The organism is Glaciimonas sp. PCH181 (genome assembly GCF_003056055.1).
GTDB lineage: Bacteria > Pseudomonadota > Gammaproteobacteria > Burkholderiales > Burkholderiaceae_D > Glaciimonas.
In genome coordinates, this window is record NZ_PYFP01000002.1 from 365,867 (window position 1) to 387,321 (window position 21,455).

Below are 21,455 nucleotides of genomic sequence, written 5' to 3' on the forward strand. Positions count from 1 at the left end.
CCTTTATCCTTGAGTTACGGCTATCCGGCATTATGTCAACTGGTGTGATTGCCAGCACCTTATTTTGCTCCGCGGTCAACGCTGGAAGACGGTGCCCAGACTGCGACGCGATCACCACCCCCGCGCCACCGCGAGCGATCACGTTACCAAACTCCTCAAGTACGAGTGCCGTGCCATATAGGTCGACCTTCAGAATATGGGCGGGCAATGCCTGCGTCGGAGAAACACCTGCGGCATGGATCAAACCCGTGATGGGACCCAATGCCTCGGCCATTTCGACGAGCGCGTGGACAGCCTCACGTGAAGTGACATCGACGACGGCTGTGCTTACCTCAAATCCGGCTTCGCTGAAAGTTTTTGCGGCGGCGTTAGCGTGCTCTTCACGCAAATCTGCCAGGATAACGTGCTTTCCTGCGCTGACTCGACGGGCGATAGCCTGCCCGATCGATCCCGATCCGATGACTACGATAACGCCTTTCATTCACATTCCCTTTCGTGCCTGATCCATTTAACCTGGATGTCCAGGATTGCGGCTCAACAGGATGCAGCAACCGTTCCCGCCAGATATTGTTCGTCGCTGACTTTTTCCATCCAGACCACCGCGACGCCATCAAGCGCCTCCTGCACCGCGATATGCGTCATAGGAGTAGTCGGTGTCGCTCCATGCCAGTGCTTATGCCCAGGCGGGCACCAAATCACGTCGCCAGCACGAATTTCCACGATCGGTTCGCCCTCACACTGGGTCCAGCCACAACCGGCGGTGACGATCAGCGTCTGGCCCAGTGGGTGGGTGTGCCAGGCAGAGCGGGCGCCGGGCTCGAAGGTGACACTGGCGCAGGAAGTACGGGCCGGTGCGAGCGGCGTATTCAGCATTTCTACCCGAACCTGCCCGGTAAAGTTAGTCTCTGGGCCTTTCATCGAAGCAATCGTGCCTACGCGTTTGAGTTCCATTGCATTTCCTTTGCATTCTGTGAAGGTATGGAAGCAGTTTAGCGCGCCAGAACTGTTGTGATTAGATGCTATTATCGGCATGGACTTATGAGAAGGATTCATGAATGGCACGTGAAAATTTCAACGATTTACTAGCCTTTGTGACCGTCGCGCGCGAGGGCAGCTTTACACGCGCCGCCGCGCAACTAGGCGTGTCGCAGTCTGCGCTCAGCCACACCATACGCGCGCTGGAAACCCGGATGGCCATCCGTCTGCTGACGCGCACCACGCGCAGCGTCTCCGCCACCGACGCCAGTGAACGCCTGCTGATGCCTTTAAAGCGACTAAATCACATCACCTCAGCGAGCAGGTCAGACAGATTAAAAATCACCGGGTACGCGATTAGGCTGACGGGATGTCAATCACTCCCTCCATATATTGAACCGCTGCCCCTGAAACATAAACACGATCACTTTCAATACGGCATCTCAGTAATCCGGTACGGCGTGATACTTGCAGTGCTACAAGATTATTTTTCCCTAACCTGCTACCCCAAAACGGCGCAAGGCCGGCGTGAATTGAGCCTGTCACTGGATCTTCTTCCCCACCATTGGCAGGCCAAAAATAACGTGAAACAAAATCATGATCGTCCCCGGGAGCTGTCACCACCACGCCCAACGGACCAAGTTCAATGAGCTTTCGCAGATCTGGTACAACATCCTTTACTTCTTGTTCGTTCTCATAAATCGCGAAGTAAGCCTGCTGATTTTTCAAAACTTCTTTCGGTCTGATGGATAGTCCTTCGAGCAGACTTGAAGGTATCGTTTCCAATTGTTCCGGGCTGCGTTTCGGAAAACTCATTTCTATCGACCCATCTTGCAATTTGACTGCAGACAAGGTGCCAACTGCTTTAGTCAAAAATTTAATGACCGGCATATCTTTGTTTTTTTCAAATATGACATACGCACTCGCGAGCGTTGCATGCCCACAAAAATCAATTTCTTTGAGTGGCGAAAACCATCGTATTGCGAAGGTATCTTCAGCGCCAGGAACAAAAAATACTGTTTCAGAGAGATTATTTTCAACTGCTATCGCTTGCATCACGGCGTCTGGCAGCCAACTTTCAAGAGGTACTACTGCGGCAGAATTACCTTTAAATACCTCATTCGTAAAAGCGTCAATTTGATAGATGGGGAGCTTCATTTTTTCCTTTTTGAAATGGCATCTTCGTTTGATCTATTTTTGCATTTGCTATGTTCATGACCAAGTGCAAAAAAATGGATCAAATTAGTCAGTGGCGTATGCGTACTAATTTATATCGCCGGCGCTTACTACAATAATAATAACTGTTCCAGAATTTCCGCATCATGAATTTCACGACATGGCGCTCAGGGACAGATCGCCAATGCTCCTATCAGACTAAACACCTTCCGCAAGCGCAACCTTGCTCGCGTGCACCACATGCCATCCTCACCGGCAAAGGCCCAGAATTCGAACTTATACGCTCTCCTGCAACGACGGCGATGCCCTTGTGATGCGTTGTGATAATGAACAATGTCAGGTCTTGAAGTGATGCCCGTTAAGGAGTACGCGACAGTTTCGGCTGGCAAATCTGAGACTGCATTTAGTTGTTAACCCTTCGTCACACCACTGTAATTAACTTTTGGAAAAATCAATGTCTGCGTTTAATATATTTACTCTTCGGCACTATAGATGTTTCGGTTGAGAAACCCTGCGCCCCGTTTTCGGAGATGGCTTTAATGCTAGTGATGACTTAGAAGTAAACTCTCTGGCACAAGGGGAGGCGCAGCGTATACGAAATGGCTTCTGATCCACCTTGCCCGTATGCCTGAGCGGAGCAGATTGGCAGACTAGGGAAAGACCCCGTCCAGTTGGCGTACCATGCAGCAAAATCAGGAGATATTGCAATGAGAGTATTGATCGTAGGCGCTTCCGGGATGGTTGGTCAGGGTGTGCTTCGGGAGTGCCTTGCCGCGCCGGATGTAGAGGAGGTGATCTTGCTGGCTCGGTCGACAATCGAATCGGCGTCCCAAAAGGTCCGCCAGTTGGTCCGGGACGATTTGTTCGATTTGACCTCGCTTGAACCCGAGTTGCGGGGGATTGATGCCTGCTTCTTCTGCCTGGGCGTATCTTCGTCTGGAATGAGCGAGGCAGCCTATCGGCACGTTACTTTCGACCTCACGCTGACTGTTGCCAACGTATTGGTCCAGCTGAATCCAGCGATGACCTTTATCTATGTATCCGGTGCTGGCACCGATAGCTCCGAACTCGGTCGCAGCATGTGGGCGCGGGTCAAAGGGCAGACTGAGAATGCACTAAAGAAACTACCTTTCGCCGGTGTATACCTATTCCGCCCGGCCATCATTCAGCCCTTGCATGGTATCCAATCGAAAACGTCAAGCTATCGGCGCTTCTACAAATTGACAAGACCCTTGTTGCCCGTGATGAAAAGCTTATTTCCCAGCTTTGTCGTGACTACGGAAGAGGTCGGTCAGGCCATGCTCAACGCGATGCGGCGCGGATCTGGCCGTTTCGTGCTGGAATCCAGAGATATCGCACGTCTGGCACTGTCCCCGTCTATTGATTGAAAAAATAGATAGTTGCCCGGAAATTCAGGTAGAAATCTAAAGAAAGAGAGAGAGCTGAAGTTGATTAAAGTAATCATGTTTTGACGTAGCAAGAGCTCATGTTCGCATTGAACTTGCTGCCTTCCATCATCAAAAATTTGCCGCAACAATCATGCGCTAGCGTTACTCGGTTGTGGCTTGAACAGCCACAACCGGACCAAAAGCGGACGTGTAATCGCTATCCAAAAAACGTTAGCGCACACGCCCTTGCATACAATAAAAGAAGTTAAGAAATGTTAATCAAAGAATAGCACCTACCGATAGAAAGGTTCGACCGCGCCTTTTACTTTAGTCATTAAGGGGTTGCCCTTCCGATCTAGCGCCTTTCCGGCCGGGACTCTAATCCATCCCTCGCTGATGCAATATTCCTCAACATTGAAGTGCTCTTTGTCGTTGAGCTTAATACCAATCTCATGTTCAAATATAGCTGCATTATAGTAAGGGCTACGAGGATCGACTGAGAGCCGATCAGGAAGTGGGGGGCGGTTTTGGGTATCGTTCATGGCTACAATTATCAACTATAAGATTAACCAAAACAAATTTTTTGCGTGCTTTCGCTAAATTGCTTGGTTCACCGCACTAGGCCAGGAGAGGTCGCTGAATGGTTGTCGCTAAAATGGCACTAAATTATTTGACAGTGAGACCGTATGAGCTCGATACCAGAGCAACTTCACGAGCTTCTTACTTAGTGCATTGATTTGCGCACATATGTGGTTCGATCTTGGTGTTGTGCTCGGCTTTGTCAACTCTAGGAGGAATCTCGACAGAGTGGAGGAGCAAATGACAACGCAACAAATCACTCAAGCTCAGAATATGGCGCACGACTGTCAAAGGCAAAATTTCAAGGGATACGACTAAGAATAAAATTCGAAACAGATTGGTCGTCCGCGCTGAGTCGAAAGCGACCTGTAAGCAATCGGCCAGAAGGTCATTTGCACAGCCCTGCTTCCTCCTGTTGTGTAGCGCGTGCTTACACGCAAAGATACGCGAACATTTCATCCATTAAGGAAGGTCTAAATGAACAGCGTTATCGATTTCGTTGCGGCGGTCCCCGTGCTGGCGTCTCTAAACATTCAACGTTCTGTCAATTTCTTCGTTTCCAAGCTAGGTTTCGACGCCCACTATGTATCTCAAGGGGAATATGGCATCGTGTCTCGCGGTAATGTGAAAATTCACTTTTGGGCATGTACCGACAAGCGAATTTCCGAGGCCACCGGTTGCCGCGTAAATATTCGGAATATCAAATCCTTGTATGCCCAATGTTCCAGCCAAGAGATAGTTCATCCAAACGCGCCATTGAAAACCACTCCTTGGGGGAGCACAGAGTTTGCAATTCTTGACCCAGATGGGAACCTCGTCACATTCTTTGAGTTAGCTGACTAGAAACTGGGCTACCGAATATTTGCGTAAGAACAACATTCAAAATAGCTGATCGCAACTCCCCACATCCCAATTAGCAATCACCAATTCCTTGCTCGTTCCGGGCTGGCCATGCACCCGACACCCTCCGCGCCCGCACCGCCAACCTGATCGACACCTTCCGACAATTAGAAGAACACAGCTTCCACGACACCACGTTAGGCGCGATCATTGAAGTGATCGCATTTCGACAAGAACTCAAAGCCGGGATCGCAGACGCCTTGCGCAATGTCGCCGTCAAACACATCGACCAGACCCGCGAAATCGATGCCGCCTTCCTGCGTCGGCCCGGCAAAAAATACGACGCTGTAGCCACCGTTAAAAATGACACTCCGATCTTCGCCCCCGCCAGCCATATCCAAACTATTTCCGGTAAGACCTGGCCACCACTTACATCAACCACCAGCTAGGAGACGGCCACCGTTATCAAAGAGCAGAACGCGACAGCTACACCGGCGTGCGCGCGTTCTGACATGACGACAAATACGGTCCGCGCCGCAACATCGTGGCGAGGTACAGGGCAATGCCAAACTACGTTGGTCCCGCGATGCCTGATATCAGGCCGGCGGAAATTACTCACCCTGAAATAAGGAAAACACGATAAAAAGCACGATGAATGTGGCGCAAAAAAAATCAGACTGAGATGAAAAAATTGGCGTCAAGGTGTCCTGAAAATGGCATCAAAACCATTCATTGGATAGACCTTGTCTTTAATGTCCTTGTACAAACCAAGACTAAGCAGTTGATCGCGTACCTCGACAAACTGTGCCTCGTCTTTGGTGCCAATAATGCGGTAAAGCGCGGCATTCTCATTCAGGACGCCGATCAGTATCGGCTCTCTTCGGACGACACCGCTTTCGACAATTTCGGGTTTAAGGGTCGTCAGAATTTGAGTATCCAGTCTTCCGATTATTTCGTCGAAATCGATGGAGAGGCTTGTTTTCAAGAAATTCCTTTGGTTGGTTTACATGGCGCATCACGACCTGACACGGTCCGACACGCACAAAAGTATAGGTCCATGTCACCAGCAAATAAACATATGGGCCGCGATTTAAGTACGCAGCTATATCTCGCCTTTTATGTTCCGGCCTTTTATGTGGCTTTGCATTGCGGCAAGCAGCACAATATGCGGGATTCCAAATTCACTAGGCAGCATGGCGGAGCAATAGATGTGATTAATCTGGCAGTAAAAATTCTGGAGTTACCACCGCATTGTCGCTATCTTGTCGAAGAACTGGTCAAACAATTGCAACAGGATGTTGGATAACACGCGATCCGGACAACTATTGCCGTAATTTATGATTCTAGGAGCGAAGAATGAAACTATCATCAACCATCGTAGTGCTATCGATTGTAGGGTTGTTGGCATTTACAAATCCAAAACTAGACAGCTATGAGCAGCACATTCATCAAACAATCACTCAGGAAGCCAATAAACAGGATGACGTAGCTCGAACACTGGGAACGTTATTTGGAGGATTGGCCAGCAGTCTCATAGCTAACAGCACCGTGAGAAATAATTACATTCTGTTTAGCACTTACGACTCAAATCTGGGAAATCAACATCGAAAATTTTTAGGTATCCTTGGCAATTTCTTTCAAATATCAAGCCACTAAAAAGATAATATTACGGATTGCCTTCCCATTATCTGATTTCGTTTACTACCTGCCAATCAAAGATGTTATGAAAATACTTGCGCTATCAGGCAGCCTACGTGCTATGTCCATAAATTCAGCTCTACTAAGCGCTGCAGCAGCGCTGGCTCCGCACGATATGTCTGTGACGGTGTTCAACGGCATCAAGGATTTACCTCTGTTCAATCCCGACCACGAAGACTGCCTGCCAAGTAATGTCACGGATTTTCGCGCCAGCGTAGCTACTGCAGACGCTTTGATGATCGCAAGTCCTGAGTACGCACATGGCGTCACCGGAGCTATTAAGAACGCGCTTGATTGGCTCGTGAGTTTTGAGCCTTTTGCCTATAAACTGGTCGCCGTGCTAAATACCTCACCGCGCGCGCATCATGCCGATGATGCCTTACGCGAGACGCTTAAGACGATGGCCGCAATAATCGTTGAACCAGCATCAATCTCTATTCCACTACTCGGCGCCAAACTCGATGAAGATGGAATGATTTCAACTCCTAATATTGCTGCGTCTATTCAAGAGGCACTCGGAGCGCTAGGCGATGCGATTATTCTTCGCAAGACATCACAAGGCGCATCGTTTCCCATATCGTAAGTACAAACTACTTCAAGACTCACAATCTAAGGTCTATCTTCGAGCAAGTAAGCTCGAGTTCGATCTACCACATATAAATTAATACGAATCCCATAGTCCGGATAATGGAGCTCATCCATCACTATACAAATACAACAGGACTGTTATACGTGCAATTTATATTAGATGGTTTTCGGCTTATTGTGCGGGTTCATGACAACCGTCGCCGTCTATTGTTTAAATAAAACAGATAAATAGTTGCCCGGAAATTTAGGTGGAAATCTAACGTAGAATTTATAGTTGAAGCCGTACATGCACCACCAGAGTGCTTGCAGCTATTTCCTTTTTTGCCTCAGGACGAAATTGAGAGTGAGGGCTTAAAGTTGCATAAAAGGTATAAACTTTCCTGTCACCTCTTCCCCCACAAATCAATGGTCTTAGCATCGAACGTATTAACCTTCACGTGAAACTTGTGCTCAATACTTCCAATGTAGTCTATGTCATGCTGTGAATAGGTTCACACATCACTGCTTTAGAGGACGTTGCACTTTGGGCTTAAGAGAGTACTACTTTCTGGATAGGCCGTAAAACTGGAAATAAACGACATAGATCAACATGACATAGTTGAGAAGGTCGACCCAGGTGAGTGGATCACCGCCAAAGCCGGGAACAATTTCCGCTTCATGTAGTACCGCTGCGCTAAACCATCGCGTATAGACTACAAAAGAGATCAAACCAAGACTCCAGCACGATGCCGCGCGTATAACCCGGTTTGTCCCCATGCCGAAGCGGTTCGGCCAGTTGCCCGCAACGTTAGCCCAGAAAATCAACCAGAACGCGATCCACACGCCTAGTTGTGCTGGCCAACTTGGGAACATCTCACCAATTTTTTCGATAGCATCAGGAGGAATGAGAACCCAGCGGAGCAACGCGAGATGTACGCCATAGAGTGCCGTTCCCAGCAGGAAATTGCCGACCAACGCGGCGAGCGCCATGTGGCTTTTTCGCCTCAGCATACTCCACGGCCAGTTGTCAAAAATGAGGAAAGTCGTCAGCCACGCGACGATAACGGAATAGAACCAGCCGATAGCCACAGGCAAAGGAAGCAGTATCGCGTGAGGCGCAGAAGCGGTTGATATGCTGGGATAGATCAGCAGAAAATAGCCAAGTCCTGTAAGACAACATCCGCTGACCAGTTGCGCAAAACCGGACAGCACCGGGCTCAAACCACTATCGGACCATGGCCATCCCGCCATGCCTGTCGCCAATATGCCGAATCCATAGAAACCGATCAGCACGATAAGGCCGACTGCGCCATAGCCGGTGCCCCCGACTGCGCTGAATGCCGAATCCAATGCGCCGTAGCCATAGACGAGCGTAGCGGGAAGGAGGAAGGCAAGCGCAAATGTCAAAACGGTGGCGACGCAGCCTCGAACAGGCTGCTTCAAAGCTGAAAATCCTGCCATATTAAAGTTGAAACCGATGAAGACCAGAACCAGGATTCCCCAGAAAAGGTACATGCCAAACGGTTGAGGTGAGTACTTCCAGACTGCCAGTCTGGAGTCGACAAACAGACGCCATACGCCGAGGCTTATGGCATGCACGATCAAAAATACGGCCAGAGAAAACGTGAATGACCGGAGTACTAATCCTGTGGATACAAACGAGATTTTCTCTTGTACATCAATGTTAGGGCTAATGGGTTCCATGACAGACATGTCCAGTACTATGTAAACCCGGTCGCGAAGCATGCCAGAGACGCGATTGCGCCTCGCGCATACTTGCAGACCGGAAAATAGGAAAGTGACCACGTCGATTGACGTGGCGTATTGGAGTGAACGAGCGTCAGGTACTCAGTCGGCGACTGGTTTGACGATGATCTTGACGTTGCCATCCTTATTGTTGACCAATTCTTCGAAGCCGTGCGTCACAATATCAGCGAGGGAAATCCGTCCCGTGATGAGGGGCTGAACATCGATTCGACCGTCAGCGATAAAACGAATCACATCCGCGAATTCGCCGTTATAAGCGAGCGATCCAATGATCTCTTTCTCGGTCGATACGATTTCGAAGAAATTGAAAGCGCTTGGTTCTTCAAAGATTCCCACCATCACGGATTTTCCGGCTTTGCGAATCACGTCAATTGCAAGCTTGGCGGTGGATTTATTCCCGATGCACTCAAACGATACGTCTGCGCCATAACCACCGGTCAACGCCTTGACCTCCGCGATTGCGTCGCACTCGTTCGGATCAATAACGATACTGGCACCAACTTCCAGCGCCTTCTTCTTGCGCGCCGACGACATTTCGAGTGCGATGATGCGCCCTGCGCCAGCGGCCTTCGCGCACATGATCGTACATAGTCCGATGGTACCCGCACCAACCACCACAACCGTCTGGCCGACAATGTTACCGGCTTTCTTGACAGCATGAAGGCCAACCGCAAGGGGTTCGATCAGCGCTCCCGCCTCGGTCGGAAAATTGTCTGGAAGCTTATAGAGCAACTCCGCCGGGACGTTGACATATTCGGCGAACGCGCCATTGTTCATCAAGCCGGTGAATGCGAGATTTTCGCAGATGTTATATAGACCATGCGTACAGTAATAGCATTTTCCGCAATGCTGGCAGGCGTCGGCGGTAACGCGTTCGCCCACCTTGAAACCCGTAACGCCAGCCCCTAGTTCCGCAATCTCGCCACTGAACTCGTGACCGAGAATGCATTGCCCCATCAAACCGGTGAGAGGATGAGGATGGTCGACGGGAATAAAAACTGGACCTGCGACATATTCATGTAAATCCGATCCACAGATTCCGCACCAATGCACTCGAATCGTTACCCATCCCGCGACGGGCCGGTCCGGTACACGGACCTCTTCGACGCGAATATCGTTCCGTCCATGCCATACCGCTGCCTTCATGCTGCCTTGATGTATCAATGCTTCGTTGCTCATAATTGTGTCTCCATAATAGTTCTTGGGGTGTAACGAAAGTAGTGCAAGCTTTTGACGAATTACCTATTCGATTAGTTATCAGCAAAAATGATCGATATCGGCACGCGCCATTACCTGTTTCGGTAATTCGGGATGCGGGCGATCAACGGTAGACCAAACCACCATCGATTAATGGCGACTGCCCGGTCATATAGTCCGAATCTGGGCCCGCCAGGTACGAGACAAAGCCAGCCACATCCTCCGGTGTTTCGGCACGCCCAAGGGCGATGCCACTCACATATTTTTTGTACGTGGCTCCCACTTCCGCACCCGTTATTTCAGCCAGACGTTTATCGATCTCAACCCACATGTCGGTGCCAACCACACCTGGACAATAAGCGTTGACGGTGATGCCGTCGCTAGCCAGTTCTTTGGCGGCGGCTTGCGTGAGCGCACGCACGGCGAACTTGGTGGCAGAATAAACACCAAGCAAGGCAAAACCATCGTGCCCGGCAATCGAACAGGCATTGATAATCTTTCCGCGCTGATTCGATGCCTTGAACTTCCTGGCGGCCGCCTGGATACCCCACAACACGCCCTGAACGTTAATTTTCAGGATGTGGTCGATTTGCGCGGGAGTGACATCAAGCAATGGGGCGATCTGAGCAATGCCGGCATTATTCACAATGATGTCGAACCCGCCCAGCTCCTGCGAGGCGTAATCGACTGACTTTGCCACCTGATCTTGCTGAGATACATCGGCCACAAATACTGTAGCCTTTCGTCCCAGTGCGGTGACCTCCTTTGCGACGGCCGCTATTTTTTCCTCGTTGACGTCAACCAAAGCAATATCGGCACCATCCTTCGCTAAACGTAAGGCAATGGCTCTTCCGATACCTTGGCCGGCACCAGTTACGAGGGCTACTTTTCCAAAAATACTCATACGATTTTCCTTTTCAGTTTCGATGAAGTTTGAGGAGCTGCATCCTAGGACAAATGATGCACATCTTGCAGCGCATATACCGGCGTAGATAAGCCTTCCATACGCGCCTTCAATTGCAGCGACAAATACTGTGAGTAATGGCGCGACTGGTGCAGATTGCCGCCATGAAACCAGAGTGCCGCTTGCTGGGTCGGTTTCCACATATTGCGTTGCTCGCCTTCCCACGGTCCTGGGTCTTTGGTAGTAGCAGAGCCGAGGCCCCAGACCTTACCTACTTTATTGGCAACCTCAGGTGAAATCAGGTCGGCAGCCCAGCCGTTCATAGAGCCGTAACCAGTGGCATACACGATCAGATCGGCTTCCAGTTCGGTGCCATCACTGAGTAATACCGAATGTGCTTTTAGCTCAACGACATCGACGCCACTTTTCAATTTGATCTTGCCATCGGCCACCAACTCCGATGCACCCACGTCGATGTAATAACCTGAACCACGACGTAGATATTTCATGAACAGACCGGAGTCGTCATCCCCGAAATCAAGCATGAAGCCGCTTTTTTCCAGCCGCGCATAAAATTCTGCGTCACGCTCACGGATCGCCTTGAAAATCGGCGTCTGAAATTCGTGCAAGATTTTGTACGGCAGCGAGGCAAAGGTCAGGTCGGCCTTTGATGTCGTCATGCCCGCAGCAACTGCGCGCTCCGAATACAGGTCGCCCAGTGCCAGATCCATCAATGAGTTTGACTTGACGATATGGGTCGAAGAGCGCTGTACCATAGTCACATCCACACCGGCCTCCCACAAAGCTGCACAAATATCATGCGAGGAATTGTTGGCACCGATCACGACCACTTTTTTGCCGACATACGCATCTGGTCCCGAATGTGCTGACGAATGCTGCTGCTCTCCTTTAAATACATCCATACCCTTAAACTTCGGCAAATTGGGCTTGCCTGACATCCCGGTCGCCAACACCAACTGCTTAGGTCGCAGCGTAATTTGTTCGCCCTTACGATTAACTTGTACAGTCCATTCACCGCTGACCTCATCATAGCTAGCCGATTCGCAGGTGGTTGAACCCCAGTAGTTCAGTTCCATCACCTTGGTGTACATCTCGAGCCAATCGCCAACCTTGTCTTTCGGCGTAAATACCGGCCAGTTTTCAGGGAAAGGAATATACGGCATGTGGTCGTACCAGACCGGGTCATGCAGACACAACGATTTATAACGTTTGCGCCAGCTATCGCCGGGCTTTTCATTCTTTTCAATGATGATGGTAGGAACATTTAATTGCCGCAACCTTGCGCCAAGTGCAATCCCGCCCTGCCCACCTCCGATGATCAGGCAATAGGGTTGGCGCGAATAACCTAACTCGCTCAACTCCGATTCGCGATCCTCTGTCCAGCTCCTGCGGTTGGTAGTTGCACCGTGGGTCGCACCCATTGGTCGCTGATGGCCCTTCGCCTCTTCATGCCCCTTCAGCTCGGACATGGTCGTGAGCAAGGTCCATATCTTGCCGTCCCTGACACGTATGAAACCAACCCCGCGTGCGACATTAATCTCGATACTGATCCAGCTCTGTGTCACGCCACCGGCTTCGGTGGGATCGTCATTTTCCGACAAGCGCAAGGCTACCGGTTTTACCGCCTCCAACTGGGCATCGAGCATCGCGCTGATTTGCTCGCGGCCTTCCATGGTTTTAAGGTTCCAGGTGAACATCACCAAATCGCGCCAGTAGCCATTTGTCTCGAACAAATTTGCTGCAGCGCTGCTATCCCCAACGCGCATCGCCGTCTCAAGTTGCTCCAGAATGGCCGCAATGGTTTGCTTATTTTTTTCCGTAGTCATGCAATCTCCTTCAAGTTAATGGTTGGTTTGGAACGAAAATGGACGAGTTTGTTGTAGTTATTAAAATAATAACTAAATTACTAAAAGTTACTGAAGTCGCAAAATGCGTTATTGCCGATGGGGCGGCCGGATATTAAGTGATGCCAGTCGTCTGTATAAAGTCGCGCGTGAGATGCCGAGCAGTGTTGCGGCCAATTCCGGCGTCCAATGGGTCTGCGTCAGTGCGGCGACGATACGGGTCCGCTCGACAATATCGTCTTCGTCGAGCAGCACGCTGGCAACGTTTGTATTTTTGGGATTTAAATTGTGTTTTTTGGCGACGTTGCGTTGCAGTGGCGTACGAACACGTGCATACAGATACGTATTGCCAGCAAGCCGCAGTGACAGCAGGTTCTGTCCAGGGCGCATAGCGAATAACTGCTCCGCACGGATGTCGAACAATTCACTTACATGACGAGGCAATGCGCGTGACAGTGGGCCTCCCAGTCCAGCGAGTTCCGGCACGCGCGCTTTGGCGCAACGATTGGCAGCTACTACGTTGCCGTCACCATTCACTGCGATGAGAATTTCAGGCTGTGCTTCTACAAAATGCCGATTGTGGTGCGCCAGCAGAATCCAGCAATGCATGTTGGTTTTCAGGAAGTATGCATCTTCAATCCATATCGCGCTTTGCTGCACCAATCGGTTGACCAGCCGCTGGCTGTCGCGACTATCGGGTGACAGCACCGCCGATGCATCCAACACGCCAATCAATTCGCCCTCGGGCGCAAAGATGGGCGCAGCGCTGCAAGTCAGCCCGGTGAAAGTAGCGCGAAAATGGTCAGTTTTATGTACCGTGATGGGTGTCTTGTCCAGAAGAGTCACCGCAATACCACAGGTTCCCTCCTCGCCCTCTGACCAGCAAGAGCCGAGATGTAAGCCTGCGCGTTTGAATTCATTCCGATGGTCGTGGTCTACACAATAATCGATCGTGACACCATCTGCATTGCTCAACAGCACGCAATAGCCAGCCTCACGAATCATGTCATGCAAACGCGGCAGACATTCACCGGACGCTAAAAGCAACGCCTCCTCACCTTGCCGGATATCACGCAATTCCTGACTGGTCAGAATGCGGGGGCCGATGACGGCGCCAGGATCGAGATGGTAATCCTCTAACGCGCGTCGGTAGGATAAAGCGAGCCGCGCCGTATCCGCTCCCGGATTCATATTGCGGCCTTCGATTACTTTACGCACCCGCTCAAAATGGTTGGTCTGCGGATTGGTCAATGAAACGTATGGCATGACGACACTCCAGGAAGCTTGTTTCAGCCATGAAAACGGCTAGAACTAAAGTTGATATGCCGTTGTAACATGCTGATGCAGCGCTCGCATCTTGCGTTGCAACATCCCAGTTAACTGAGACATTTTTCTCACCTGTTTTGAGGGTGCACTAGCGCTCTTTATAATCAACCAATGTGCCCGTACTGAGACGAAACGTCGCTGCTCTGACTTTTCTGCTATCAATATGGCTCACGCTGACAAAAGCGACTTTTATGTTCGTGTTGCACTCGGTCAGCCCCCTTGATACCTCCAACACCATCCATAAGACCTATATCACTAGTCAGGGCTTGAACAAGCGGGGTCTGGAAATCGGTGGCGGCTATATTCAGTCCACTTGGAGCGATCAAATTTTTAATCACGGAAGATGAACCTGCTCAGCACCATCAGCACCGCTTTCGTCCGTTTTTTCAACGACATAACTCTTAATGATATTGGTGTCGTTGGCAATCTTCAACGCTGGTTTGCAATCGCGTACGACTTCAAGATCGGCTTTGCTCAGTCTATAACCTGTGATTTGTTCGGGGTAGAATGCACCTGACAAAACTGCTTCCAGAAATACTTGTGATTTAAATTCTTCGCTACCAGTCAAGTGAAGTCCCGGCCATCCTTTTTCTACCGCCAGCTTGTTTTCTTCTTCTGTACCACTCGCTATTTTTATTTGGCTACCGTAGTCATAAATTTTTCCGCCGCCATTCAGGTTGATTTGAAAGCATGTGCCGATTTCGGTCTCAATCTCGTCCACTCCAGTGCAATCGTCTGCAAATATTTCCAACAGAATCGGAATGTAGGTTCTGGCAAAAATCGCTTCACGGTATTTTCTGTTGCTCTTTAAATCGGTCGGATTCAAAAATAAATACCTGGATTTTTTTGCTTGGACAACTTCCTGCCAGATTGGGCTGGCTTCATTTTCCAATTTCAATGAAGCGATAAATTGTTTACTTTTTCCTTACGCATATTTTTCTCCTTGATCAGTGCATTGAGTTCCTTTCGTCTTGAGGTGACACACCTCGTTTATCCATCCCATGACAATTTGCGCCGACATGTACGGTCGGAATTTGGTCTAGTCTTTGGTCTTGTAAACTACGGTGGTCTATTCGGTTTTTACTGGACGCAATGGATTGTCTTCTGTTGCAATGTTTTGCCCACTTCTCGTGCCATTCCTCCAATTATTCTTTACTATTCCAGTCACGATTTTTCTTTCCAAAACCGTCGTTGGTGATATTGATGTCACGAGTACTCAGCAAAATTCGAGCATGAGGATTTCCCTTTTTGTTATGGATGACGACATCGGTAATCATGCCTTTGCTGGTGAGCTGAGTATGCATAAATCGCTCAAGCAAAAAATGTGCGGTGGGGGGGGATAATTCAATCGGTAAGGCGGCTTCGATTTCACAGGCCACTTCGGCATCCTTTCTGATTTCTGACTGCTCTACGGCATGCCAAAGCGGCTCACGGTCTTTCATCCATTGCGGTGCATTAGGCGGTGCGAAGATACGGCACAATATGACACCTCTTTTTTACGGGTTTAATCAAAGGTTTGACCAGTGCGGTTATCGTGAATTTTCTCGCCAGCTCTATATGCGGCGGCGGCGGTAGCACTTCATCCGGCGGTTCGTGTAATGAGTTTTACACTCAGGTGGTATATCGCCATTTTTACTCTCCTTGAACGTCTTTTTTTGTTTTTGCATTCAGCTTTGAGCACACGTTGAGAGATTTATCCTCAACGTATAAGTACGCATTTCGCCGTTCTGCTCTTGACGTTTCTTTTTTTTTGTTATTGGTAGTCCTACGGCGTGAATCTGAAATTTCAACGCTCAAACAATAAAAACTGGAGAGATAAAAAATGAGTAAACCGAATTTGAGAAAATCCGGATGGAATGATAAAATTACCGAGCATATGGATCCACTGCTACACACTTGAGCATTGCAGCGAAACGCTCATCACGACGCACCGGGATTCTGGGACGCGTGGGCTGACAAATTCTAAGAATGTTGACGCATATTTTCATATGCAACGGTAAAGACTAAACGACACGGTCCACTATTCCTTCACAAGCGAAGCGAATGAAGACTTCAATATGCATGGGGTGCGGCATAATGCTCTACCTCGTGGTAGTGTCACTCCATTTCACGGCCTGTTTGTAAACAAACGTTAACAAAAACAACTGCTATTTGAGGCAGAGTTATCCACTTTCTTTAAACAACGAAAATGAAATCTCAGCGTCTTTTGAGCAGCGACCTTGCGGGCATCCAATATTTGGGCCTAAGCGGCATCACCTTATCCTGCATTAAGGCCATCACTCTGCTGATAAATGGCGGTGAATTGATCACTCACGCATTCTTGATTAGTTACGACTCAAATCACGCTTTTCTACTCGCTGACGAATATGACACCATGATTGCCATCAAGGATGGGTTTAGCTCAGGTTATTCTGGCGAAGGTCCACGCGGTTTAGCCTCTGCACTAATGCTGCTATATCGGCATAACGTAGAAATTGAAGAGTACACGGTTGATGGCCCATTTATGGAAAGGCTAGGATACTCCTGCCTACTACAAAGCGACATCGACTCTATTAGAAATCGAAATCCTGTTCGCCCTAGTAGATGGTATGACTATGTGCACGATCAAGGCCGAGATTTGGAGACTCCCGGAAAACATCTATCGCGTCATTATCCATTCGCGATCCCCTTTGGCATAATTGATGAACGCATCATTGACCTGGCTGTAAATTTTCATAAAAACGCGGACATAGCAATAATTTCGGCATATCGACGTTTGGAAGACACACTTCGCAAGCGAACTGGATTGACTGGCGAAAGCACAAAATTGTTTTCCAAAGTTTTTTTATCAGACGACTCTCCTCTTCGATGGGATGTGCCTGACGAGGCCGAATTGAAAGGACGAGCCAATCTGTTCATTGCAACTTTTATGGCATTTCGCAATGCCAGAGCTCATCGCGAAATTGAATGTGGATCTGATACGGAGCTAAGGGAATTTCTGCTAGTCAATGAACTGTATCGTTTAGAAGCGGAAGCCATGACTGAAGCCGAACTCAAGGAAAAAAGGATGGCTGAGACAGCGTTAGATAAAAGTATGCTCCTGTTAAAACAAGACTCGACATGAGTTCTAAAGCTAATTCATTAGGTCGCACTGATGACCTATGTGATCGAGTTAACATAAAATTTCCGGCGAACGTCTGTTTTTTAGCAGGCCATTCGCTCGCCGCTTTGAGTTGATCGGTGGCCTTCGTGTTTGGAAATCTTACGTCAGATCAAATTACAATTTATACAGTTAGTTATTTTTCTCGTACTCCAATGCCTCATGAAAGCGTTCAAGTAGTAACTCCCATCCCCTAGTTCGTTTTTCTCGTTCTTCGGGACTCCATTGACTGAATCTGGAATCTTTGCTCGGTGGTTTTTCCTGTTCTTCGGCAATGCGTTTCTCTAAATCTCGAATATTCCGGAGTCGTTGAACATGCGCCGGAGGATTGTAATAACCACTGTCAGTTACTTTGCCGAACATGCCATCGGTCATCAGCATCACGAAGCCAAAAATCAAGAGCAAGAATACGTCCAGGTACACTGAGCCGGAATGCGAAACTGGCTCCGTGAATATCCAACTGACAGTTAGCCACCAGTTCTCAAGATTCCGATGCAGAATATTGTTGTCAATGCACAGAAGCACGAACAACAGAATCGCATAGATCATGAACCAACTGGATAACAGTTTCCAGGTCCAAAAAATCCGTTCTATTTCGGACGATGCGTTTTTACGGTGTTTCCATATCCACGGCACTGACCAGATCAAAAGGCCGAAGCCAACAACAACGAGAATGATGCTAAGAATATTCAGCAGGTTATTCAGCATCCGTAAAAGTGGGTGATTTGCGAAATCGTCTTGATCCATAGTTCTGTTTTGATTAAAAATTCCTGATTGCTACAATGTCCCACGGTGCGCTTGCAGAGCATCATTCAATCGCTTTCCGTTGACGGCCAGCTCAGTACTCCCAAGAAAAATTATCATCAGCTGAACTGCCATCACGGACAACGCAATTCCATCTATCACTATAAAAAAACAGCAAGTCAGTTATACGTGAGATTTACGGAAGATAACTATCGACATGTTTCCGGATCCGGACAACATCGCCTGGATATTAGTTAAATAAAACAAATAGATAGTTGTCTGGAAATTAGGTGGGAAGCTGGGATGAAAGGTAGCTGAAGTTGAGCGACGCATTCATGCCTTGGCGTAGCTCCAACGCGTGATTGCTTTGATCAAATTCGCACATGCACGTAGTGCGTGTGCCATCAATGGCGTCTTACGCCAGGGCAAAACAACTGGCGGCTGAAATATAACTTCAATCGCGTGTTTTTTCTGTCCAGAGTCTTTCCCGCAAAAACTTTTCCTTTATGTTTGCGTTATAGTGCCCATTCGCAACCATTACTTAAACACATGACTACAACATTTTCGCCGTTGATTTTTGCCCCCATACTCGGAATCACGATTGTGGGTGGGGCCGTTGCGATTGGCTTCCAATTTCTACTGCTAAAGTTGGAAAAAAAACTAAAGAAAAAATTTGGTGAAACTCCCCAGAAGCGTATCGAAAGGCTGACCCGTTCGCTCAGAGAGGCCAGCGAACTCACGTCCCAGATTGAACGTGAAATCGCAAAGCGTCACAGCGTGGTTGAAAAGCTCCGGGGCGACGTGGAGCGTTACGAGGAACTTGCGAAACTTAAAGGCTCTGAAGTTGAGGCAGTTGCTCAGACGCTTAGGGGGGAATTAAAAAAAGAAGGTAATAAAGCTTTCTGGCTTTCTATCGCAGTGAATCTGGTGTTCTTTGTAATGGGCGCGGCATTGACAACATTACTGCCTAAGTTGTGAAATTGCTCCGTCGTTTGGCCCCATTTTGTAATTTACGTTAGCTGTACATTTTCGCATCTGCATGCAGTCGGTAGATTTGACCTCATTGCACTAGATCAATGAGGTAACCAACGCAGGATGACGAAACCTCATAGCCCAAAGTGTTTATTTGCCCATTCGGCATTCGAAAGGTCTACGCAGACAATCTGTCTGCTTTTTGGCCAAGTCGGAGCTGAATCTATTTTTTGAACAGCGGGATCACCAATTTATTGGCACAAAGCCACGCAATTAGATAGCGGGGTAATTGGCTAATCTGCAGTAACCAAATGAACGCCCTTTGCTTGCCACAATAATATCGATAACTTCGTTCAAAATTTAGCCAACCAATCGCAAGTCTGGGCGCGGGGTAGTTTTGGATGATTGTAATTGCGGCCGCATTGGAATATCGAATCCGACGACCGAGCGAATAAATGACGGCGTCACTTGCATCGCGCAAGCAATATCTTCAGCGTAAATTCCCTTTTTATCCGCCAATAAAGTTAAGGAACGTGACAACATTTCCGGACCTTCAACTGGAATTAAATGGTCCTCGCGCTCACCGTTAGCTTCACCGGTGCGACGCAAAGTAATCGCACCACTTCGGTATTGATCATCGTTAATCAAGTCTAGCTGGCGCGCTCGGTACAAAATCGCAGCCTTGCTAACCTTCCACGTTAATTTAAATTCACTAATCCCCTGCCAGTCTAAGCGGGAACCACGAAGCTTCGGAAACAGTTTCGCCATCATTGCACGTGGAATAAGCAAGGCTCCCGAAAATCGATTTGCCTGTCCCTCAGTAATTCGATCACCCGTCACAACACCCGTATGCAACACGAAATGTCCAAGCTCGTGCCCAATATCAAATCGCTGGCGACAAATGCTTTCTTTGGCTTCGTTACGAACAATAATCGGGCGGCGTACAGCCACAGACAACGCGTCAATTTCTTTGGAAACCGAAGCAAAGCTCGTTATAACCGCCCCCACGTTTTCCGCAAGTCGATTCATGTGGGTGATGGGCCCCAGTCCCAACTCCCATTCGCGGCGACACTGTTCTGCCGCACGCTCAATATCATCGGCACTTGAGATATCAGAAATATCGGGAATCCGAATCTCGGGCAGTCTCAACTCTTTATCGAGATACGTCACGAGACGTCCCGTAAGTTCTCCTCTGGCCATCGCGACCTGCTTAATCATAGCCCTAGTCGTGAACAACTTTCTAAAATGAAATTGGTCTTCCTCGATCATTAACGTGTGCACATTAGTTAAAAAGGGGGGTTCGACCTGAAGTACTGCCGCAAGCTGTGCAAGAAGTTGTACTGTGGGCATCGCCTGTCCAGTTTCCAGGCGATGCATGTACTGACGTGTTTTATCAACTCGCTCGGCGACTTCTTCTAACGCAAAGCCATTGAAAATACGGGCGAGTCGAAGCTCTGCTCCGTTGAAGTTTTCCATCATTAACCTTAAATTTCACTTCTTTTCTAAATTGAGGTTGAAGTCTTCACAGCAGCTTCGTCGTCACGGATGTCAATTTCTGCTGGCATCAACAATGCGGGTGCTGGCGTCAGGTTATCGACGGTATGGAGTGTAGGAGTCGAATTCTGATACATCCATTCGGCGACTTTTTCGTGATAAACGTTATAACCGATAAAGAACACGCGATCTTCGTCGTCTTCGTTAAGGGCTCGCTCAATTACGAAACGCCACATGACAGGTTGGGTTTCATCGATATCAAAAAGGCAATCGACTGCGTTACGTTTGAAAAACCCACGCTTTTCGGGATTATCGACATAGTCGCGAAAAAACCTGCAAGGGACAGAATCGATGCCAATCGTGACATCCATTCCGGAATGCTTGATATCCAACCAAGGGATTTTCTGTTTTCCCAAATGCAAGAGCATATTTCTAGATCGACCAAACACCGTTGATTCGCGCGTGTAATTATCATCAAATGGAGAATTCAACTCCTGCATCGTAGAAAACCGCACATCCAATAAGCGCGACGCAATGGTCCGCAGTCGATCATCTGAAAGTCCGGGGTAAAAGCTTGACGGTTGCATCGCGATCATTGGATTCCTTGCAAATAAGTGAATTTGTCAACCACATGATCTTGCAAATTTTGACCTTTGTCAATCTTTCGTCGTAAACGCGATAGCGAGATCAGTTTGATAAATTACGGTCCCCCTGCATGATGCGAAGCTTGGTGCATACCCCCTCCACCAGAACTGATCAATCTAGCTGAGAAAATTCAGGAATTGCAGCCACATCGTAGATATCTGATCGAAAAATTAATTGCA

21 protein-coding genes and 3 pseudogenes are annotated in these 21,455 nt (G+C 48.6%); 9 read left to right on the plus strand and 15 right to left on the minus strand.

The window, feature by feature from the left end; translation table 11 throughout:
* Positions 1 to 28: 28 nt before the first annotated feature.
* Together C7W93_RS14655 and C7W93_RS14660 are read right to left on the minus strand one after the other, a co-directional pair.
* Positions 29 to 481 (minus strand): annotated as a pseudogene (locus C7W93_RS14655) (SDR family NAD(P)-dependent oxidoreductase); the annotation flags it as partial.
* A 53-nt stretch (positions 482 to 534) separates the two neighbouring features.
* On the minus strand, positions 535 to 951 hold the full coding sequence (locus C7W93_RS14660; protein WP_108440932.1) for a cupin domain-containing protein: 417 nt from the start codon (positions 949 to 951) through the stop codon (positions 535 to 537).
* Between the two features lie 104 nt (positions 952 to 1,055).
* On the opposite strand from C7W93_RS14660, the pseudogene C7W93_RS14665 reads away from it, so the two are divergent.
* A pseudogene (locus C7W93_RS14665) lies at positions 1,056 to 1,259 on the plus strand (LysR family transcriptional regulator); the annotation flags it as partial.
* A 73-nt stretch (positions 1,260 to 1,332) separates the two neighbouring features.
* Here the strand turns inward: C7W93_RS14665 and C7W93_RS14670 are convergent.
* Positions 1,333 to 2,133, minus strand: coding sequence for a PhzF family phenazine biosynthesis protein (locus C7W93_RS14670; protein ID WP_108440933.1), 801 nt, complete (start codon positions 2,131 to 2,133; stop codon positions 1,333 to 1,335).
* 725 nt (positions 2,134 to 2,858) lie between these two features.
* On the opposite strand from C7W93_RS14670, the gene C7W93_RS14675 reads away from it, so the two are divergent.
* A complete protein-coding gene (locus C7W93_RS14675; protein ID WP_108440934.1) occupies positions 2,859 to 3,539 on the plus strand; it encodes an NAD-dependent epimerase/dehydratase family protein in 681 nt (226 codons plus the stop codon).
* A 293-nt stretch (positions 3,540 to 3,832) separates the two neighbouring features.
* On the opposite strand, the gene C7W93_RS14680 is transcribed toward C7W93_RS14675, so the two are convergent.
* The gene (locus C7W93_RS14680; RefSeq protein WP_108440935.1) at positions 3,833 to 4,081 is read right to left on the minus strand and encodes a DUF3297 family protein; all 249 of its coding nucleotides are present in this window, start codon (positions 4,079 to 4,081) and stop codon (positions 3,833 to 3,835) included.
* Positions 4,082 to 4,595: 514 nt separating this feature from the next.
* Here C7W93_RS14680 and C7W93_RS14685 point away from each other — a divergent pair.
* Entirely contained in the window at positions 4,596 to 4,961 is a 366-nt protein-coding gene (locus tag C7W93_RS14685; protein ID WP_108440936.1) for a VOC family protein, read from the plus strand.
* A gap of 194 nt (positions 4,962 to 5,155) precedes the next feature.
* Here C7W93_RS14685 and C7W93_RS14690 read toward each other — a convergent pair whose 3' ends face one another.
* The gene (locus tag C7W93_RS14690) at positions 5,156 to 5,359 is read right to left on the minus strand and encodes a hypothetical protein (protein WP_146177558.1); all 204 of its coding nucleotides are present in this window, start codon (positions 5,357 to 5,359) and stop codon (positions 5,156 to 5,158) included.
* A 254-nt stretch (positions 5,360 to 5,613) separates the two neighbouring features.
* Between C7W93_RS14690 and C7W93_RS14695 the strand changes: the two genes are divergently transcribed.
* From C7W93_RS14695 to C7W93_RS14705, 3 genes are all read left to right on the plus strand, one after another.
* Positions 5,614 to 6,264 (plus strand): hypothetical protein, encoded by a 651-nt coding sequence (locus tag C7W93_RS14695; RefSeq protein WP_108440938.1) that lies wholly within the window; start codon positions 5,614 to 5,616, stop codon positions 6,262 to 6,264.
* A 50-nt stretch (positions 6,265 to 6,314) separates the two neighbouring features.
* Positions 6,315 to 6,614: a DUF4359 domain-containing protein gene (locus C7W93_RS14700; protein WP_108440939.1), complete on the plus strand. Its 300-nt coding sequence runs from the start codon at positions 6,315 to 6,317 to the stop codon at positions 6,612 to 6,614.
* A gap of 67 nt (positions 6,615 to 6,681) precedes the next feature.
* Positions 6,682 to 7,239, plus strand: a complete 558-nt coding sequence (locus tag C7W93_RS14705) for an NADPH-dependent FMN reductase (RefSeq protein WP_108440940.1) — start codon at positions 6,682 to 6,684, stop codon at positions 7,237 to 7,239.
* 545 nt (positions 7,240 to 7,784) lie between these two features.
* On the opposite strand, the gene C7W93_RS14710 is transcribed toward C7W93_RS14705, so the two are convergent.
* The 5 genes from C7W93_RS14710 to C7W93_RS14730 form a co-directional block, all read right to left on the minus strand.
* On the minus strand, positions 7,785 to 8,927 hold the full coding sequence (locus tag C7W93_RS14710; protein ID WP_225869894.1) for a hypothetical protein: 1,143 nt from the start codon (positions 8,925 to 8,927) through the stop codon (positions 7,785 to 7,787).
* Positions 8,928 to 9,071: 144 nt separating this feature from the next.
* Entirely contained in the window at positions 9,072 to 10,136 is a 1,065-nt protein-coding gene (locus tag C7W93_RS14715; RefSeq protein WP_108442135.1) for a 2,3-butanediol dehydrogenase, read from the minus strand.
* Between the two features lie 175 nt (positions 10,137 to 10,311).
* Complete coding sequence (locus C7W93_RS14720; protein ID WP_108440941.1) at positions 10,312 to 11,091, minus strand: acetoin reductase; 780 nt, start codon at positions 11,089 to 11,091, stop codon at positions 10,312 to 10,314.
* Between the two features lie 44 nt (positions 11,092 to 11,135).
* Positions 11,136 to 12,938, minus strand: a complete 1,803-nt coding sequence (locus C7W93_RS14725; RefSeq protein ID WP_108440942.1) for an NAD(P)/FAD-dependent oxidoreductase — start codon at positions 12,936 to 12,938, stop codon at positions 11,136 to 11,138.
* A gap of 108 nt (positions 12,939 to 13,046) precedes the next feature.
* Entirely contained in the window at positions 13,047 to 14,222 is a 1,176-nt protein-coding gene (locus tag C7W93_RS14730; protein WP_108440943.1) for a sigma-54-dependent Fis family transcriptional regulator, read from the minus strand.
* 251 nt (positions 14,223 to 14,473) lie between these two features.
* Here C7W93_RS14730 and C7W93_RS24645 point away from each other — a divergent pair, with 251 nt between their 5' ends.
* Positions 14,474 to 14,629 (plus strand): hypothetical protein, encoded by a 156-nt coding sequence (locus C7W93_RS24645; protein WP_161539943.1) that lies wholly within the window; start codon positions 14,474 to 14,476, stop codon positions 14,627 to 14,629.
* Here C7W93_RS24645 and C7W93_RS14735 read toward each other — a convergent pair.
* Together C7W93_RS14735 and C7W93_RS25125 are read right to left on the minus strand one after the other, a co-directional pair.
* Positions 14,617 to 15,174, minus strand: coding sequence for an LPD7 domain-containing protein (locus C7W93_RS14735; RefSeq protein ID WP_146177560.1), 558 nt, complete (start codon positions 15,172 to 15,174; stop codon positions 14,617 to 14,619). The two genes, C7W93_RS24645 and C7W93_RS14735, sit on opposite strands and share 13 nt — an antisense overlap.
* A 55-nt stretch (positions 15,175 to 15,229) precedes the next feature.
* Positions 15,230 to 15,766: pseudogene (locus tag C7W93_RS25125) on the minus strand (MobA/MobL family protein).
* 704 nt (positions 15,767 to 16,470) lie between these two features.
* Between C7W93_RS25125 and C7W93_RS14750 the strand changes: the two are divergent.
* Entirely contained in the window at positions 16,471 to 17,385 is a 915-nt protein-coding gene (locus C7W93_RS14750) for a TIGR02391 family protein (RefSeq protein WP_108440947.1), read from the plus strand.
* Between the two features lie 168 nt (positions 17,386 to 17,553).
* Here the strand turns inward: C7W93_RS14750 and C7W93_RS14755 are convergent, their stop codons facing one another.
* Positions 17,554 to 18,168, minus strand: coding sequence for a hypothetical protein (locus tag C7W93_RS14755; RefSeq protein WP_108440948.1), 615 nt, complete (start codon positions 18,166 to 18,168; stop codon positions 17,554 to 17,556).
* Positions 18,169 to 18,714: 546 nt separating this feature from the next.
* Here C7W93_RS14755 and C7W93_RS14760 point away from each other — a divergent pair.
* Complete coding sequence (locus C7W93_RS14760; protein WP_108440949.1) at positions 18,715 to 19,143, plus strand: hypothetical protein; 429 nt, start codon at positions 18,715 to 18,717, stop codon at positions 19,141 to 19,143.
* A gap of 354 nt (positions 19,144 to 19,497) precedes the next feature.
* Here C7W93_RS14760 and C7W93_RS14765 read toward each other — a convergent pair whose 3' ends face one another.
* On the minus strand, positions 19,498 to 20,616 hold the full coding sequence (locus tag C7W93_RS14765) for an ImmA/IrrE family metallo-endopeptidase (RefSeq protein WP_108440950.1): 1,119 nt from the start codon (positions 20,614 to 20,616) through the stop codon (positions 19,498 to 19,500).
* 23 nt (positions 20,617 to 20,639) lie between these two features.
* Entirely contained in the window at positions 20,640 to 21,227 is a 588-nt protein-coding gene (locus tag C7W93_RS14770) for a hypothetical protein (protein ID WP_201747266.1), read from the minus strand.
* Positions 21,228 to 21,455 lie beyond the last annotated feature (228 nt).